This window comes from Mycobacterium sp. SMC-17, from assembly GCF_045310915.1.
Classification (GTDB): domain Bacteria; phylum Actinomycetota; class Actinomycetes; order Mycobacteriales; family Mycobacteriaceae; genus Mycobacterium.
Genome location: NZ_JBJIAK010000017.1, coordinates 36,020 through 51,929 on the forward strand (window position 1 = coordinate 36,020; position 15,910 = coordinate 51,929).

14 protein-coding genes are annotated in these 15,910 nt (G+C 67.7%); 6 read left to right on the forward strand and 8 right to left on the reverse strand.

Annotation, left to right across the window (positions count from 1 at the left end; translation table 11 throughout):
• Window positions 1-45 precede the first annotated feature (45 nt).
• A complete protein-coding gene (locus ACJH7A_RS13225) occupies window positions 46-972 on the forward strand; it encodes a LysR family transcriptional regulator (protein ID WP_406802106.1) in 927 nt (308 codons plus the stop codon).
• 5 nt (window positions 973-977) lie between these two features.
• On the opposite strand, the gene ACJH7A_RS13230 is transcribed toward ACJH7A_RS13225, so the two are convergent.
• Both ACJH7A_RS13230 and ACJH7A_RS13235 read right to left on the reverse strand, forming a co-directional pair.
• Window positions 978-1,451, reverse strand: coding sequence for a MarR family winged helix-turn-helix transcriptional regulator (locus ACJH7A_RS13230; protein ID WP_346415134.1), 474 nt, complete (start codon window positions 1,449-1,451; stop codon window positions 978-980).
• Window positions 1,438-2,478, reverse strand: coding sequence for a TIGR03617 family F420-dependent LLM class oxidoreductase (locus tag ACJH7A_RS13235; protein ID WP_406802107.1), 1,041 nt, complete (start codon window positions 2,476-2,478; stop codon window positions 1,438-1,440). Before ACJH7A_RS13235 ends, ACJH7A_RS13230 begins: the two co-directional genes overlap by 14 nt.
• Window positions 2,479-2,628: 150 nt before the next feature.
• Here ACJH7A_RS13235 and ACJH7A_RS13240 point away from each other — a divergent pair, with 150 nt between their 5' ends.
• Window positions 2,629-3,753: a sulfotransferase family protein gene (locus ACJH7A_RS13240; RefSeq protein ID WP_406802135.1), complete on the forward strand. Its 1,125-nt coding sequence runs from the start codon at window positions 2,629-2,631 to the stop codon at window positions 3,751-3,753.
• Window positions 3,743-5,035 carry a DUF1214 domain-containing protein gene (locus ACJH7A_RS13245; protein ID WP_406802108.1) on the forward strand — a complete coding sequence of 431 codons (1,293 nt, stop codon included), beginning with the start codon at window positions 3,743-3,745 and terminating at the stop codon, window positions 5,033-5,035. Before ACJH7A_RS13240 ends, ACJH7A_RS13245 begins: the two co-directional genes overlap by 11 nt.
• A gap of 70 nt (window positions 5,036-5,105) precedes the next feature.
• Here the strand turns inward: ACJH7A_RS13245 and dapC are convergent, their stop codons facing one another.
• Both dapC and fdxA read right to left on the reverse strand, forming a co-directional pair.
• Window positions 5,106-6,209, reverse strand: coding sequence for a succinyldiaminopimelate transaminase (gene dapC, locus ACJH7A_RS13250; RefSeq protein WP_406802136.1), 1,104 nt, complete (start codon window positions 6,207-6,209; stop codon window positions 5,106-5,108).
• 2 nt (window positions 6,210-6,211) lie between these two features.
• On the reverse strand, window positions 6,212-6,532 hold the full coding sequence (gene fdxA / locus ACJH7A_RS13255; RefSeq protein ID WP_029121628.1) for a ferredoxin: 321 nt from the start codon (window positions 6,530-6,532) through the stop codon (window positions 6,212-6,214).
• Between the two features lie 257 nt (window positions 6,533-6,789).
• On the opposite strand from fdxA, the gene ACJH7A_RS13260 reads away from it, so the two are divergent.
• Together ACJH7A_RS13260 and ACJH7A_RS13265 are read left to right on the forward strand one after the other, a co-directional pair.
• Complete coding sequence (locus ACJH7A_RS13260; protein WP_346415138.1) at window positions 6,790-7,356, forward strand: PadR family transcriptional regulator; 567 nt, start codon at window positions 6,790-6,792, stop codon at window positions 7,354-7,356.
• Complete coding sequence (locus ACJH7A_RS13265; RefSeq protein WP_406802109.1) at window positions 7,353-9,368, forward strand: FAD-dependent oxidoreductase; 2,016 nt, start codon at window positions 7,353-7,355, stop codon at window positions 9,366-9,368. Before ACJH7A_RS13260 ends, ACJH7A_RS13265 begins: the two co-directional genes overlap by 4 nt.
• Window positions 9,369-9,487: 119 nt before the next feature.
• Here the strand turns inward: ACJH7A_RS13265 and ACJH7A_RS13270 are convergent, their stop codons facing one another.
• On the reverse strand, window positions 9,488-9,949 hold the full coding sequence (locus tag ACJH7A_RS13270) for a DUF2231 domain-containing protein (protein ID WP_406802110.1): 462 nt from the start codon (window positions 9,947-9,949) through the stop codon (window positions 9,488-9,490).
• 152 nt (window positions 9,950-10,101) lie between these two features.
• On the reverse strand, window positions 10,102-12,681 hold the full coding sequence (locus ACJH7A_RS13275; RefSeq protein ID WP_406802111.1) for a bifunctional FO biosynthesis protein CofGH: 2,580 nt from the start codon (window positions 12,679-12,681) through the stop codon (window positions 10,102-10,104).
• 213 nt (window positions 12,682-12,894) lie between these two features.
• On the opposite strand from ACJH7A_RS13275, the gene ACJH7A_RS13280 reads away from it, so the two are divergent.
• Window positions 12,895-14,241, forward strand: a complete 1,347-nt coding sequence (locus ACJH7A_RS13280; RefSeq protein WP_406802112.1) for a hypothetical protein — start codon at window positions 12,895-12,897, stop codon at window positions 14,239-14,241.
• A gap of 231 nt (window positions 14,242-14,472) precedes the next feature.
• Here the strand turns inward: ACJH7A_RS13280 and ACJH7A_RS13285 are convergent, their stop codons facing one another.
• A complete protein-coding gene (locus tag ACJH7A_RS13285; protein ID WP_406775583.1) occupies window positions 14,473-14,925 on the reverse strand; it encodes a hypothetical protein in 453 nt (150 codons plus the stop codon).
• 90 nt (window positions 14,926-15,015) lie between these two features.
• On the reverse strand, window positions 15,016-15,894 hold the full coding sequence (mshB, locus tag ACJH7A_RS13290) for an N-acetyl-1-D-myo-inositol-2-amino-2-deoxy-alpha-D-glucopyranoside deacetylase (RefSeq protein ID WP_406802113.1): 879 nt from the start codon (window positions 15,892-15,894) through the stop codon (window positions 15,016-15,018).
• Between the last annotated feature and the right edge of the window lie 16 nt (window positions 15,895-15,910).

A 15,910-nucleotide genomic window follows, 5' to 3' on the forward strand; every position in this document is an offset into this window, starting at 1 on the left:
ACTTAAAATAAAGCGATGATTTCTGACAGAAAAGATTAAGCAGAAATGAGATATCAGCGCGCTGACCTGCTCGACACCCGACGGCTGCGTCTGCTGCACGAGCTGAGCCTGCGTGGCACGTTGTCCGAGGTCGCCGAGGCACTGCACCAAAGCCCGTCATCGATATCGCAGGCGCTGAGCCAGCTCGAACGCGAAGTCGGCGTGCCGTTGCTCGAGAAGGTCGGGCGCCGGCTGCGGCTCACGCCCGCGGCCGAGGTGCTCGTCGAACACACCGCGGTCATCTTGGCGCGGCTCGAGCAGGCCGCCTCCGATGTCGCGGTGCAGAGCGACGAGGCGTCCGGCACCGTTCGGCTGGCCGTCTTCCAATCGGCGGCCTCGGCCTTCATGCCGCAGATGTTGACGGAGCTGGCGACCCGCCATCCGCGGCTGCGCGTGACCATGTCGCAGCGCGAGCCGGAGCAGGCGCTGTACGAGACCTGGCTGCGCGAGTTCGATCTCGTGATCGCCGAGGAGTATCCGGGGCACGCCGCGCGCGCGTATCCCGATCTGCACCGGGCACCGCTGACCACCGACCTGCTGCGGCTGGCCGTCCCACCGAGCGGAGCTCCGTGGGACCGCATCTCGTCGGTCGAAGATGCCGCCGACCTGCCGTGGACGATGGAGCCCGAAGGCACCGCTTCCCGGCACTGGGCCGAACAGCTCTGCCGGAAAGCAGGTTTCGAGCCCGATGTCCGCTTCGAGACCGACGATCTCGAAGCCCAGATCGCGCTGATCGAGAACGGCAACGCCGTCGCCATCCTGCCCGACCTGATGCGCGTCCGGCGCCGTCCCGATGTCCGCGTCATCGACGTCGATCCGCGTCGGCGCGTGGTGTTCACGGCGACGCGGACCGCCATCAGCAAGACGCCGGCCATCGTGGCGTGCCGGGCGGCGCTGGCTTCGGCCGTGCCCGCGCAACTCGATGTCGACTGAACGCCCTAAATCGGGGTTTCCTTGGTGTCGTTGACGAACCGGTTCAGCAGCACGTCGAGCTGACGCAGATCGTCGGCGCTCCAGTCCGCGAGCGCACGCGCCAGGTGTTCGCGACGCACTTCCTGCAGCGCGTCGGCCGCCCGCTGCCCCGCCGTGGTGACCTGCACGATGGACACGCGCCCGTCATTGCCGTCGGCGTGCCGGGTGACGTGCCCGGCGTCGACCAGGGCCTGCACGCGCCGCGTGGTCATGCCGACGTCCATGTGCGCGGTGGTCGCCAACTGCCCGACGGGCTGCGGCCCGTCATCGATCAGGACCCGCAGCAGCGCGTACGACGGCTGCGACAGTTCGGTGTCGGCACTGGCGGCCTGCCGCTTGAAGGCCGCACGGCTCAGGCTCAACCGCACCACCTGGGCGAGGGCGGCGCTGATCGAATCCACCGACTCCATCTTGCGTTTCGACGCCCTAATCGAGGCCATGGCGCGCTCCGTTCTGCAGGTCCCGGACGCAGGCCCGCACGGGTTGATCCTCGTTCTCGTCCGCACCGACCGGCGGTAGTACCACCCCGTCCGCAATGCCGTCGTACTTGGCACGCAGCAGATCCGGAAGCTGATCGTATCGCCCGGCCGTCACGAGCTGATCGAGTACGGCGTCGTCGAGGACGGTAGGCAGGTCTTGCCACCGTTGCTGTTTGATGAGGGCACGAAGGTCGTCGGCCAAGTCGTGCCAGCCTTTTCGTTTCAGTGTCGCCGCGTAGGCGGGCGTCGAGAGCAGGAAGGCCAGCATCCGGCGTTGCCGCTCGCGGTCCTGCGCGACCCGCAGGTCAGTGCTGCCGGTGGCGACCGCGGTAGACGCCACGAGGGCCGGCAGCCCGGAGCGGCCCGCCGCCTCGGCACCGCGCTGAAGTGCCGGGCGCACAACGTCTCTCAGATAGTCCGGGTCGGAATTGGTGGAGTGCGTGACGACGCCGTCGGCCACCCCGCCGGCCAGTTTGCACATCCGCGCATTAACCGCGCCCAGCCAAATCCGCGGTGGCGCCAGGTCATTCGGCCCCGGGTTGAAGTACGGCTGGAGCCGGGTGATGCGGTAGGCGTCGCCCTCGTGCCGGACGGGCTCGCCGGTCCGAAATGCTTCGAAAATCGCCTTGAGGGCACCGACGTATTCGGCCATCCGTGCCCGCGGTTCACTCCAGGGCATGCCGAAGCGGTCTTCGATGTTCTGGCGGATCTGGGTGCCCAGGCCCAATTCGAAGCGCCCACCCGAGAAGGTCTGCAGGTCCCAGGCCGCATAGGCGGTGAGCATGGGGCTGCGGACGAAGGCCAGCGTGACGGCTGTGCGGATGGTCAGCCGTTCGGTGTGTTCGGCGGCCAGTAGTGCCACGGCCAGTGAGTCGTGCGTCGTCTCGGCGATGTGCAGGCCGTCGAAGCCGAGTCGCTCGATCCGGCGTGCGTAGGCCGGCACCTGGGTCAGCGGCAGCTCGGGCGACATGGCGGCGAATACCTGCATACGCCAGGACGCTAGCCAGCCTGGTTGACATTGTCAATTGATTGACAAAGTCAACTAAATCTACTTACGTTGTGGCCGGTCCCATTCCGACTCCACGCTCGAGGAACACCCGTGTCGCGTTTCTACTTCGACTGGTCCAACTACTTCACGATGCTGCGTCTGCTGCGCCGTGACGCCCGTTCGCAGCGCCGGTGGGCGCCCTTCGTGCGATTCGCCGCCGGGGTACCACTGATGGCCGGCCTGCATGCGCTGTGCTTCGCACTCGACCCGCTCCTGTTTCCGTCATTGCGCCGCACCGAGGTTCGCGCCCCCACGTTCTGTATCGGGCACGCGCGCAGCGGCACGACGTACCTGCACCGCTTGATGGCACAGGACCCGCAGTTCAGCTACGCCCTGATGTATGAGCTGTTCTTCCCGTCGCTACTGGAAAAGAAGCTGCTGCGCTTGTTGTTTCGTGTCGACGCGGCGACCGGCGGGAGGTTGCGTCGCCGGCTCGAAGACATCGAGGAGCGGGCTTTCGCGCCAACCGAGGACATCCACAAGACCGGTTTCTTCGTACCCGAAGAGGACGACGCGTTCCTGACGTGGTCCCTGAGTTCCGGATTCTGGATCGTGGCGTTCCCCTACATGGGTGAGTTGGACTTCTATCACGTCGACCGCTGGCCCGCGGCGAAGCGGCGCCGCATGATGGCGTTCTACAAGGAATGCGTGCGGCGCCAGATCGCCCTGAACGGCGGCGGCACCCACCTGAGCAAGAACCCGACCTTCTGCGGCCGCGTGGAGACCCTGATCGAGACCTTCCCCGACGCGAGAATCATTGTGCCGATGCGCAATCCGTACGAGACGATTCCGAGCCTGCTGAAACTGATGCAGACCGAATGGTCGCTGCGCGGGCGCGATGACCAGCTCGTCGCCGGCTCACTGCGCGTGCTGGCCGACCAATCGGTCGACACCTACCTGCACCCGCTCGAAGTGCTGGCGCGCCATCCCGAGGTGCGCGCCAGCATCGTCGACTACCGCGAACTCGTCGGCGCGCCGTCCGCCACCATGCGCCGCGTCTATGCCGACCTCGGCCTCGACGTCGGCGCAGAAGCAGAGCAGGCCTTCATTGCCGCCGAACGCCGACCCGGTCACGAGACGACGCACCGGTACAGCCTGTCCGAGTTCGGGCTCGATCCGAATGACATTCACCGGCGACTGGCCGGCCTGTTTGACGAATACCACTGGGCCACCCTGGTAGAGGACAAAGGAGAAAGCAACGCTCATGTCAGCTGAACTCGAAACGATGCGCGCGGCGTGGACCGACATGATGGCCGCGCTGGACCGCGCCCGCGATGCCGTCGACTCCCCCGACCTGCACGCACCACCCGTGACATCCCTCGGCGTCGCCGAAGGCTACCGGTACCTCATGGGTTTCGCGTTCAGCGCCATCGAACGCGCCTTCCACGAGGACCCCGCGTTCCCCTATTTCCGCCGCGCCATCCAGCCCGTCGACAAAGCCACCATCGACAACGCCGACGCGCTGTACCTGTCGGCGGCGATCGACGGCACACACTGCTACGTGATCCGCGGGGTCTTGCGACCAAAAGCACCGCAGTACCTCATCTTTGAGACGCACACGGTGTACGCAGGCGATACCGGCACGCTGGCCGAGCTGGGGCCGGGTGGGCGCGTCGTCACCGGGATGCTGGACTCCGCAACGCTTCGCATCGACGACGACGGCCGGTTCGAAATCCTGCTGGCCCCCGAGCGGCCGGCCGGCCACACCGGCAATTTCATCGCCACGGCGTCCGACGGGAACACCGCCGGATATGTCATCGCGCGCATGCTCTTTCATGACTGGGAGCACGAAAACTGCCCCGATCTGCACATCGCGCAGATCGGCGCCGAGGGCACGCATCCGCCAGCGCTGACACCGTCGTCCACGGCGGCCCGGCTACGGCGCATCGGTGACCTCGTCGAGAATCAGATGAAGTTCTGGAATGAGTTCTACGACGTCGTCCTCGAAGCACACGGCGACAAGAACGGCGACGGCATCACCTTCATGCCCCGCAACGCGCTCAACGCACCCATGCCCGCCAACCTCGCGACGGGCGGCGGCCAGTGCACCAACGTCTACTCCGGCGGTACCTACGATCTGGGTCCCGACGATGCACTGCTGGTCGAGCTCAATGTCCCTGTGCCACCGGCATATCTGGGTTTTCACCTGTCGAACCTCTGGGGTGAGTCACTCGACTACGCCAATCACGTCAGCAGCCTCAACGGATTTCAGACCGAACCCGACCTGGACGGCCGGCTGCGCTACGTCATCACCGATGTCGATCCACAGGTGCCGAATTGGCTTGACACCGCGGGACATTCGCAGGGCTTCCTCACGGTGCGGTGGACGTACAGCGCGCCGCCCGCGGAGTTGCCGACGGCGACAGTGACGGTGATCAGCCGCGACGAGGTGCGCAAGCATCTGCCCGAATCCACGCGCACCGTCAGCGCCGACGAACGCCGCGAGCAGATCAGGATCCGGCAGGAGCATGTCCAGCGGCGCTACCGCCAGTACTGAATCTTTCGCGAGCAGACGTAAAACTGTCGCTTTCCTGGTGAAAACGACAGTTTTGCGTCTGCTCGCCGAGTTAGGCGAGCCGGGAGACCGCGGCGGCAATGCGCTCGTCGGTCGCGGTCAGCGCGATGCGCACGAACTGCTCGCCCGCCGGGCCGTAGAACTCGCCGGGGGCGACGAGGATGCCGCGTTCGGCCAGCCACGCGACCGTTGCGCGTCCGGACTCACCGCGGGTGGCCCACAGGTAGAGGCCGGCCTCGGAGTGCTCGACGGTGAAGCCGGCGCCCCGGACCGCCGCCAGCAGCGCGTCGCGGCGCTTGGCGTACCGGTCGCGCTGGACGCGTTCGTGTTCGTCGTCGTCGAGGGCCGCGACCATCGCGGACTGCACGGGCGTCGGGACGATCATCCCGGCGTGCTTGCGCACGGCCAGCAGTTCCGCGACCAGTTCCGGGTCGCCGGCGACGAAACCGGCGCGGTAGCCGGCCAGCGAGGAGGTCTTGGACAGCGAGTGCACGGCCAGGAGGCCGGTGTGGTCGCCGTCGCAGACGTCGGGATGCAGTACCGACAACGGCTGGGCGTCCCACGACAGGCCGAGGTAGCACTCGTCGGACGCGATGACGACGCCGCGCTCACGCGCCCAGCCGACAACCTTGCGCAGGTGGTCGACACCCAGCACCCTGCCGGTCGGGTTGCTGGGCGAGTTGAGGTACACCAGCGCGGGCACCTGGGGCCCGATCTGCGTCAGCGAATCGGCCCGCAGTACCTGTGCGCCGGCCAGCCGCGCGCCGACGTCGTACGTCGGGTAGGCCAGCTCGGGCACCACGACGGTGTCGGCGGCTCCCAAACCGAGCAGTGTCGGCAGCCAGGCGATGACTTCTTTGGTGCCGATGACGGGCAGTACCGCCTGCTCCGGCAGGCCGGTGATGCCGTAACGGCGCTGCAGGGCAGCCACCGCCGACGCGCGCACGGCCGGCGTTCCGGCCGTCGTCGGGTAACCCGGTGAGGCACTGGCAGCGGCCAGCGCCTCCCGGATGACATCAGCGACCGGATCAACCGGCGTGCCGACGGACAGATCGACGATGCCGTCCGGGTGGGCACGAGCGGTCGCGGTCGCCTCCGCCAGGGTGTCCCAGGGGAACACCGGCAGTGCGGCCGAGACCTTGGCTCTAGCGGACAGCGTCACTCGCCCTGCGGCGCGAGATCCTTGACCGCCTGCGGGTCGTTGTCGGTCTGGCCGACCTTCGACGCACCACCCGGCGAGCCGAGCTCGGCGAAGAAGTCGGCGTTGTTCTGGGTGTACCCGCTCCACTGATCGGGGACGTCGTCCTCGTAGTAGATGGCCTCGACGGGGCAGACGGGCTCGCACGCGCCGCAGTCCACGCACTCATCGGGGTGGATGTACAGCATGCGTGCACCCTCGTAGATGCAATCGACCGGGCATTCTTCGATACATGCCTTGTCTTTGACGTCGACGCAGGGTTCGGCAATGACGTACGTCACCGGTAGTTCTCCTGTTCCAGTGGGCTGCTGGCTCGTCAGGAATACAACGAGCAGACGTCAGTATGGTGCGCCCGTACCGAAGCGTCTGGCTCAGTGTTACCTAACTTTACGCGCCGCCCGGGAAGGGTGGCGCGTGGTTACTGATACTAGACGTTGCACATACCGTCCGACTAGTTCCCACCACAGCTTTTTACGCGTGTCATTTTTGGCTTTGCAATCTGTTGCATAGGACCGTCGGTAGCACCTACGCTCATGCCGTGGCCCTCCCCCACGCCATCCTCGTGGCGTTGTGCGAACAAGCCGGTTCCGGTTACGAACTGGCCAGCCGGTTCGACCGGTCGATCGGCTACTTCTGGGCCGCCACCCACCAGCAGATCTACAAGACGCTGCGCACCATGGGCGCCGACGGCTGGGTCAGTGTCGAGGTCGTCGCGCAGCATGGCCGTCCGGACAAGAAGGTCTATTCGGTGACCGACGCCGGCCGGGCCGAACTCGAACGCTGGATCGCCGAACCGCTCACCGGCCGCGGCAGTTCCGTGACCGACGCCCGTACCCGCGAACTCGCGGTGAAGCTGCGCGGCGCGACCTACGGCTCCGCGAACAGCACCGCCGCCCTGCGCGAGCAGATTCGCGCGCTGCGCGCCGAACGCGCCGCGCTGCTCGACACCTATCGCGGCTACGAAAAACGTCAGTTCCCCGATCCCTCCGCGCTGACCGGCAGCGCGCTGCACCAATATCTGGTGCTGCGCGGCGGTATCCGCGCCGAGCAGGGGTCGGTGGACTGGTTGGACGAAATCCTGCTCGCCCTAGAAGGAACACCATGACCAACCCCTATCCGAACCTGTTGTCGCCGTTGGACCTTGGCTTCACCACACTGCGCAACCGGGTCATCATGGGCTCCATGCACACCGGTCTCGAGGACCGCGCCCGCGACACCGGAAAGCTGGCCGAGTACTTCGCCGAGCGGGCCCGCGGCCGCGTCGGCCTGATCATCACCGGCGGCTACGCCCCCAACCGCACCGGGTGGCTGCTGCCGTTCGCCGCCGAGATGCTGTCGTCGAGCGACGCCCGCCGGCACCGCAGGATCACGAGTGCGGTGCACGCCGAAGGCGGCAAGATTCTGCTGCAGGTGCTACACGCGGGACGCTATGCGTACCACCCGCTTTCGGTCAGCGCGTCATCGATCAAGGCGCCCATCAATCCGTTCCGGCCGCGGGCCCTGCGCGATGTCGAGGGCACCATCAATGACTTCGTGCGGTGCGCGCTGCTGGCCCGCGAAGCGGGATACGACGGCGTCGAGATCATGGGCAGCGAAGGTTATCTGCTGAACCAGTTCCTGGCGCCGCGCACCAACAAGCGCACCGACGCCTGGGGTGGCACACCCGAGAAGCGCCGCCGCTTCCCGGTCGAGATCGTCCGCCGCACCCGCGAGGCCGTCGGCCACGACTTCATCATCTGCTACCGGCTGTCGATGGCCGACTACGTCGAGGACGGCCAGACGTGGGAGGAAATCCTCACGCTGGCAACGGAAATCGAAGCCGCTGGGGCGACGATCATCAACACCGGCATCGGTTGGCACGAAGCGCGCGTGCCCACCATCGTGACGTCGGTACCCAACAGCGCGTTCGCGGACATCAGCAACGCGGTGGCGCAACACGTCACCATTCCGGTGGTGGCGTCAAACCGGATCAACATGCCCCAGTCCGCCGAACAAATCCTGGCCGACGGTGCGGTGCAACTGATCTCGATGGCGCGACCGCTGCTGAGCGACCCGGATTGGGTCCGCAAGGCACAGCACGACGCCGCCGACGAGATCAACACCTGCATCGCCTGCAACCAGGCCTGCCTGGACCACGCGTTCGTGCACAAGACGGTGTCGTGCCTGCTGAATCCGCGGGCCGGGCACGAAACCACGTTGGTACTGGGCAAGACTCGGGTGACGAAGCGTGTCGCAGTCGTCGGCGCCGGCCCCGCCGGCCTGGCCGCCGCCGTCACCGCCGCCGAGCGCGGCCACGACGTGACACTGTTCGAGGCCGGCGACCACATCGGCGGCCAATTCGATTTGGCCCGAAGGATTCCCGGCAAAGAGGAGTTCAACGAGACCCTCCGCTACTACACCACGATGCTGGCCAAGCACCGCGTGGATGTCCGGCTGAACACCCGGGCGTCGGCCGACGAACTGTCCGGCTACGACGACGTCGTGCTCGCCACCGGTGTCGCGCCGCGCATGCCTGCGATCCCGGGCATCGATCATCCGATGGTGCTGTCGTACGCGGAGGCCCTGACGGGCGCAGCGGTCGGCAAGCGCGTGGCGGTGATCGGCGCCGGCGGAATCGGTTTCGACGTCAGCGAGTTCCTCACCGTCGACGAATCGCCCACCTTGAACCTCAAGGAATGGCGCGCCGAGTGGGGCATCGCCGACGGCGGCGACTCCCGCGGCGGGTTGGCCACGCCGATCCCGCTGCCACCGGCCCGCGAGGTGTACCTGCTGCAGCGCACCAAGGGTGCCCAGGGGCGCGGGCTCGGCAAGACCACGGGCTGGGTGCACCGGGCATCGGTCAAAGCCAAAGGCGTCCAGCAGCTTTCCGGCGTGAACTACGAGAAGATCGATGACGCCGGCCTGCACATCAGCTTCGGCCCCGACCGATCCGATGCCCGCATCCTCGAGGTCGACAACGTGGTGATCTGCGCCGGCCAGGAGTCGGTGCGTGACCTCGAAGAAGGCCTGCGGCGCAACGGGATCACCCCACACGTCATCGGCGGCGCAGCGGTGGCGGCCGAGCTGGACGCCAAGCGCGCCATCCGCCAGGGCACCGAGTTGGCGGCCAAGCTCTAGTCGGCCGCTGTCCCGGCCACGGCCCTACGTCGAGCGTGGGCGTTGCCGCGCTCCGTGCGGCGTGTCGTCACCAGCAAGCGCCACGCTCGGCGTAGGACGGCCGCCTTGTCGGGCCCGGGCTACAGACTGAAGCCGCCCCAGACGGCCCGGGCCCCGGTGTGCCCGATCCGCACGATCTGGTAGATCGTGGCCACGCCGACGACCACAGCCAGCACCGCCACCACGATGCGGGCCAGCGTCTCCTTGTCCCCCAGTCGCGCACCCCAGCGGTGCAGGAAAGCCACGGCCAGCGACACCACGAGCAGACCGATGACGAAAAAGACTGCGGTATCGCCGAGTTCGGCGTGCTCACGCAGCACCGGGTTGTCGGGCAGCTGCTTGATCAGCGCCTCGCCGGCCTCGATGGCGAACGGTGTCAGAATGACCGTCACCACGGACAGCGCCAGCGTCAGCCATACGAGCCGCTCCCGGGCGGCCGTCCATACGGCGCACATGATCGTCAGGACCGCCGTCAGCGGCGTCAGGACGATGATCGCGTGCACCAGCAATGGGTGGGCGGGCAGGTCACCGATGGTGTTCACGCATCACAGCGTGACACTCGCCGCCCACGAGCGCGCGCAAAATGCACGCGACACACCGCGAAAGCCCGTACAAACACGGCCGCTCGCGGGAGGTGGTGGGGCGCCCCAGCTCGCGGGAGGTGGTGGTGCGCCCCGGCTCGCGGAAGGTGGGGCTAGGCGGCCAGGGGCGAGTAGTCGGTGCTGCGTTGGCGGGCGGGGCGGCCGATGCCTTCGGCGATGGCGACCAGCTCGGCGACGGTCTTGGCCGAGCCGTTCTCCGAACCGGCCATGCGCGAGATGGTCTCCTCCATCAACGTGCCACCCAGATCGTTGGCGCCGCCCTGCAGCATCACCTGCGTGCGCTCCACGCCGAGCTTGACCCACGAGGTCTGGATGCTCGGAATCCGGCCGTGCAGCATGATCCGCGCGAGCGCGTGCACCGCGCGGTTGTCGCGGTGCGTCGGCCCCGGGCGTGCCCCACCGGCCAGATACAGCGGCGAGGACTGATGCACGAACGGCAACGGCACGAACTCGGTGAAACCGCCTGTGCGGTCCTGGATTCCGCGCAGCACGTTCAGGTGCCCCACCCAGTGCTTGGGGGTGTCCACGTGCCCGTACATCATCGTCGACGACGACCGCAGCCCCACCTCGTGCGCCGTGGTCACCACGTTGATCCACTCGGCGGTCGGCAGCTTGCCCTTGGTCAGCACCCAGCGGACCTCGTCATCGAGAATCTCGGCCGCGGTGCCCGGGATGGTGTCCAGGCCGGCTTCCCGCAGTGAGGTCAGCCACTCGCGCACCGACAACCCGCTGCGCGTCACGCCGTTGGCGATCTCCATCGGCGAGAAGGCATGCACGTGCATCGACGGCACCCGCTTCTTCACCGCCCGCACCAGATCGGCATACCCCGTCACCGGCAGCTCGGGGTCGATACCGCCCTGCATGCAGACCTCGGTGGCCCCGGCGACATGCGCTTCCCAGGCCCGGTCGGCGACCTCGTCGACCGACAGCGAGTAGGCATCCGCGTCACCCTTGCGCTGCGCGAAGGCGCAGAACCGGCAGCCGGTGTAGCAGATGTTGGTGAAGTTGATGTTCCGGTTCACCACGAACGTGACGTCATCACCGACGACGTCCCGCCGTAGCGAATCGGCCAGCGCGGCAACAGCATCCAGCGCCGGACCGTCAGCGGTGGCCAGGGCCAGGTACTCGTCGTCGGAGCAGCCGCCCGGGTTGCGTTCGGCCGACCGCAGCGCGGCCAGCACGTCGGTGTCGATGCGCTCGGGGGCCCGGGCCGCCAGCTCGGAAACCTTCTCCCGGATGGACTCCCAGTCCCCGAACGCACTACCCAGATCGCTGCGCGTCTCGGTCAGCCGGCCCTCGGTGTCGATCGCAGAGTGCAGATCGGTGCGGCCCAACGACTCTGACGCCTCATCGGGTTCCTGCCACGGCAGGCCGACGGGGTTGACCTCGCGTGCCCAACCGGTCTCCGGGTCGGCCAGCGCATCCACATGCCCCCGCACCCGCGGGTCGATCCACGCCGCCCCGGCCTGCACGTACGACGGCTGCGCCGTCAACCGCTGCACCAGGTCATAACCCGCCTCGGCCGTCACCGCAGCCAGATCGTCCAGCGCCGGCCACGGCCGTTCGGGGTTGACGTGGTCGGGGGTCAGCGGGGACACCCCGCCCCAGTCGTCCACGCCGGCGCCGATCAGCGCCAGGCATTCCTCACGGGACACCAGATTCGGCGGCGCCTGAATCCGCATCTTCGGCCCCAGCACCAAGCGGGTTACCGCGATGGTGGCCAGGAAATCGTCGATCCCGGCATCGGGGGTCGCCGCCATGGCCGTGTGGTCCTTGGCCCGGAAATTCTGCACGATGACTTCCTGCACGTGCCCGAATTCCTTGTGCGACTTGCGGATGGCATGCATGGTCTCGGCCCGCTCGGTGAGATTCTCACCGATACCGACCAGCAGGCCCGTGGTGAACGGGATCGACAACCGGCCCGCGTCATCCAGCGTGCGCAGCCGCACCGCCGGATCCTTGTCGGGGCTGCCGTAATGCGCCAGGCCCTTGGTCTCGAACAGCCGCCGCGACGTCGTCTCCAGCATCATGCCCATCGACGGCGCCACCGGCTTGAGCCGCGACAGCTCCGACCAGCTCATCACACCCGGATTCAGGTGCGGCAGCAGACCGGTCTCCTCCAGCACCCGGATCGCCATCGCGCGCACATAGTCGAGGGTGGAGTCATAGCCCCGCTCGTCGAGCCACTGCTTGGCCTCGTCCCAACGGTCCTCCGGGCGGTCACCCAGGGTGAAAAGCGCCTCCTGGCAACCCAACTCGGCACCGCGGCGGGCCACGTCGAGAATCTCGTCGGGCTCCATGTACATACCCACGCCCTGCGCGCGCAGCTTGCCCGGCACCGTCACGAACGTGCAGTAATGGCACGTGTCGCGGCACAGATGCGTGACCGGGATGAACACCTTGCGCGAATACGACACCGGCAACCGACCGGTCGCACCCCGCCGTCCCGCGGCCTCCAGCCCGGCGTCCCGCACCCGGGCAGCACTCGCACAAAGGTCCACGAGGTCGTCGCCGCGGGCCGTCATCGCGATCGCGGCCTCATCCACATTCAGCGCCACACCATCACGGGCGCGGCGCAGCACGCGACGTAAGGCGGACGACGATGCGGGGGCGGCGAGCGGTGGGACCACGGGAAGAGGCAGGTCTGCGCCGTTCTGGGGGTTCAGAGCCACTTCCGTGTAACCCCGCTGAAGTCGACGTTCATCCACGCGTCTCACATTCTGAAACCACTGCGCCTGGCATACCGGCCACAGTAGCGCCAGCTCGCCGGCGCGGCGCGGGCCCCATACCCGGACACACACAGCAAACCCGCAGACTATTGGTCGAATTTGGTGACGACCGCGTAAGTTCAGAGGGTCGGGACGCGATCATTTCGAGGAGCCACGGTGTCCGTTTCAGTCCGCTCGTATGTCATGGCGGGCGCCGCCGCTGCGACCGCCACAGCTGTCGCATTGACCCCCATCCAGGTGGTTCCCGCCGACGTCGCGGTCCCCGCGCACGCGACCACAGCCCAACCGCACCTGACCGAGGCCATGGTCAAGCTGCTGGCCGCGGCAAGCAACATGACGCCGCCGGCGCCGCCCAAGCTGCCCGCCGCGGGCGTCGTCCCCAAGGTCGGGCCGAACCCGCTGGCGGCCGCACCCACGGTGACCGGGCCCGTCGTCACCCCACAGAACGCGGCCAGTGACTGGCTCACCAACGCGTACACCGGCATTCAGGCATGGGTCGACTGGGGCGTCGACTACGCCACCGACGTTCTCTATTGGCTGAACTGGTTCGTGCCATTCACCGGCACGATCGCCGCCCAGACCGACATCTTCTACTGGACGCTGATCCGGCCCGTCTCGGACGACATCTTCTACCAGGCGGTCGTCCCGATCGTGAACGATCCGCTCAACCTGGGCGTGTGGGTCAACGGCATCGGCAATGCGATCCGCTACTCGGTCAATGACGTCATCAACTTCGGTATCGCGGAGTTCAACTACTTCTTCGGTTGGATCATCCCGCCGATTCCGCCGCTGCCGCCCATCGGGTCGTTGGCCGCCACGCAGACCACCCTCGAGTCGATCGCCAAGACGGTGCAGACCACGCTGACCAGCCTGGCCGCCGGCCTGGTCCCCGCCAAGGCCGCCGAGAAGGCCGCCGCCGCGGACGCCGACCCGGCGAGCAAGCTCGCGCCGACCGCCGCGCAGTCCCCGGCAGCCAAGCCGGCGGACAAGCCGGCCGAGACGCCTGCCGAGACGCCGGCGGTGACGCCGACGAAGACGGACGACAAGGGCAAGTCCGACGACAAGGGCACGCAGCCCGCGGGCACCGAGGCCGGCCAGCAGCCGACCGACCCGCAGGCCGAGCCCAAGACGGACCCCAAGGCGGAGCAGCCCAAGACGGATCCCAAAGCCACCGACCCGAAGACCGAACCCAAGGCCGATCCGAAGACCGAACCCAAGACCGGCACTGCGACCGGCGAGGCCGAGGGTCCGGCCAAGCAGCAGGACGAGGTCAAGGCACCGAAGCCCGTCAAGAAACCCGGCAAGAAGGCCGGGGAGAAGACCGAGGCCACCAACAACAACGCCGGCACGGATCACCTGACCGGCACGACCGGAGCGACGAAGCCCGGCAAGGGCGACAAAGCCGGAAGCGGCAAGGCCAAGGGCGACAAGGGCGCCGGCCAGTCACAGGGTGCCGCCGGCGGCCAGACGGCCGGTTCGGGAAGTCACACGGCCAATAGCTGAGCCAGGCGCCCAGGTTCGCCTGCTCTTGTCACACGTCGATCGCCGCGCCCTGACCGCAGAATCACCGACACCGTCGCTGGCTCTGCGTCAGCGGCGTCAGGCACTCGACCTTTCCCGTCACAACCGCAGGACCAACCAGGCACCGCGATCGACCCTACGGCCACGGCGGCATCTACTCGATAGTTGTCGCCCTCAGTGCGGAGTCGATGCGGAAATGCCGGAGACCGGACGCTAGTCCGGCGCTGCCGCGCGCCGCTGGGCATTTCGCCACAGCACCACGCCGGGCGGCGTCGCCCCGAGCAGCAAGAAGATCAACGGTGAGGCCTGCATGATTCCGGCGCCGCCGAACACGATGTCATCGCCTGGCCCACCGAGCAGCAGGAGCACGACGGTCGTCAACCAGGCCCACATCGGCAGCGCGGCCAGGCGGGGATGGGACGTCCACTGGAGGCCGGCCCAGACCAGCGCCGCATTGACGAGACCACTGAGCAGGCCACTGATCGGGAACGGCACGGGGCCGAGGTAGAGCGGCAGGAACAGTGCGCCGGCGATGGCCGACAAGGCGCCATCGAACGCCAGCACACCGAGCATCAATGCGCGCGCCCGACCGGAGTCGGCGCGCACCGGGGCAGACGTCAGGTCGGGATGCTGTCGAGCAGACCGACGAGGGAGCCGACGACCCACTGATAGTTGTCGCCGAGGCCCTGCAGGTGCTGCAAGTTGGGGTCCAGATCCGAGTCCATGGCGGCTACCCTACTCCCCCGCTTCCCGGTCTCACGCGAGGTTTATCCCGCTGAGTAGGTCAGTTTCCACACCACGGGCGTCACGTTCGCCGGCCGTGCCGTCGACCAACACGTAGTGCTCGACGGCACTGATCGGTAGTGCAATGTTGTTGGACAGGGCAAAGACCCGGCCGGTCGGCTCGACCGTCACCTGCGTCTCGTGGGCCCGCATGGCGGCGACCTTGGCCGGCAGGCTGTCCTGCGCGTCGATGATGGCGTCGATGCGGTGGCCGAGGTCGAAGGGCAACGCAGTGGCCGGGATCCGTACCCAACTCTCGGGCAGCTCGATCCCGTTGATCGACTCCAGGGCCTCGGCCATCGACTCACCGTCCATCACGGTCCAGTAGAACTTCGGGACCTGCCACGGCTCGCCGGGATGGCCGTCGCCCGCCGACGCGGCGACCGCAGCCGTCGTCACCCGATGCGCCTGGATGTGGTCGGGGTGCCCGTAGCCGCCGTTGGGGTCGTAGGTGACGACGACGTGCGGGCGGAAGTCCCGCAGCACCGCCACCAGTTCAGCGACGGCCTCGTCCATGTCGGCGTCCGCGAACCGCTGACGGTGCCGCGCCGGGCTGCCTTCCATACCGGAGTCCCGCCAATGCCCGGCCCCGCCCAGATACCGCGGCCGGTCGACGCCCAATGCCCGTAGCGCCGAGGTCAATTCACCGATCCGGTAGCCGCCCAGCTGGTCAGCTCCGTCGACCGCCAGCTGCGCCCATTGCGAACCGATGACCTCGCCCTCTTCGCCCAGGGTGCAGGTGAGTACCCGCACGTCGGCGCCGCGGGCCGCGTAGTGCGCGATGGTCGCTCCGGTAGTCAGTGTCTCGTCATCCGGATGGGCATGGACGAACAGCAGCCGTGGGGTCTCCATATCCCCCAGGCTGGCA

What these genes read in the sequence shown, in the direction of transcription:
- ACJH7A_RS13225 (WP_406802106.1), top strand. Translation starts at nt 46, where the DNA reads ATGAGATATCAGCGCGCTGACCTGCTCGACACCCGACGGCTGCGTCTG.
- ACJH7A_RS13230 (WP_346415134.1), bottom strand. Translation starts at nt 1,451, where the DNA reads ATGGCCTCGATTAGGGCGTCGAAACGCAAGATGGAGTCGGTGGATTCG.
- ACJH7A_RS13235 (WP_406802107.1), bottom strand. Translation starts at nt 2,478, where the DNA reads ATGCAGGTATTCGCCGCCATGTCGCCCGAGCTGCCGCTGACCCAGGTG.
- ACJH7A_RS13240 (WP_406802135.1), top strand. Translation starts at nt 2,629, where the DNA reads ATGCTGCGTCTGCTGCGCCGTGACGCCCGTTCGCAGCGCCGGTGGGCG.
- ACJH7A_RS13245 (WP_406802108.1), top strand. Translation starts at nt 3,743, where the DNA reads ATGTCAGCTGAACTCGAAACGATGCGCGCGGCGTGGACCGACATGATG.
- ACJH7A_RS13265 (WP_406802109.1), top strand. Translation starts at nt 7,353, where the DNA reads ATGACCAACCCCTATCCGAACCTGTTGTCGCCGTTGGACCTTGGCTTC.
- mshB (WP_406802113.1), bottom strand. Translation starts at nt 15,894, where the DNA reads ATGGAGACCCCACGGCTGCTGTTCGTCCATGCCCATCCGGATGACGAG.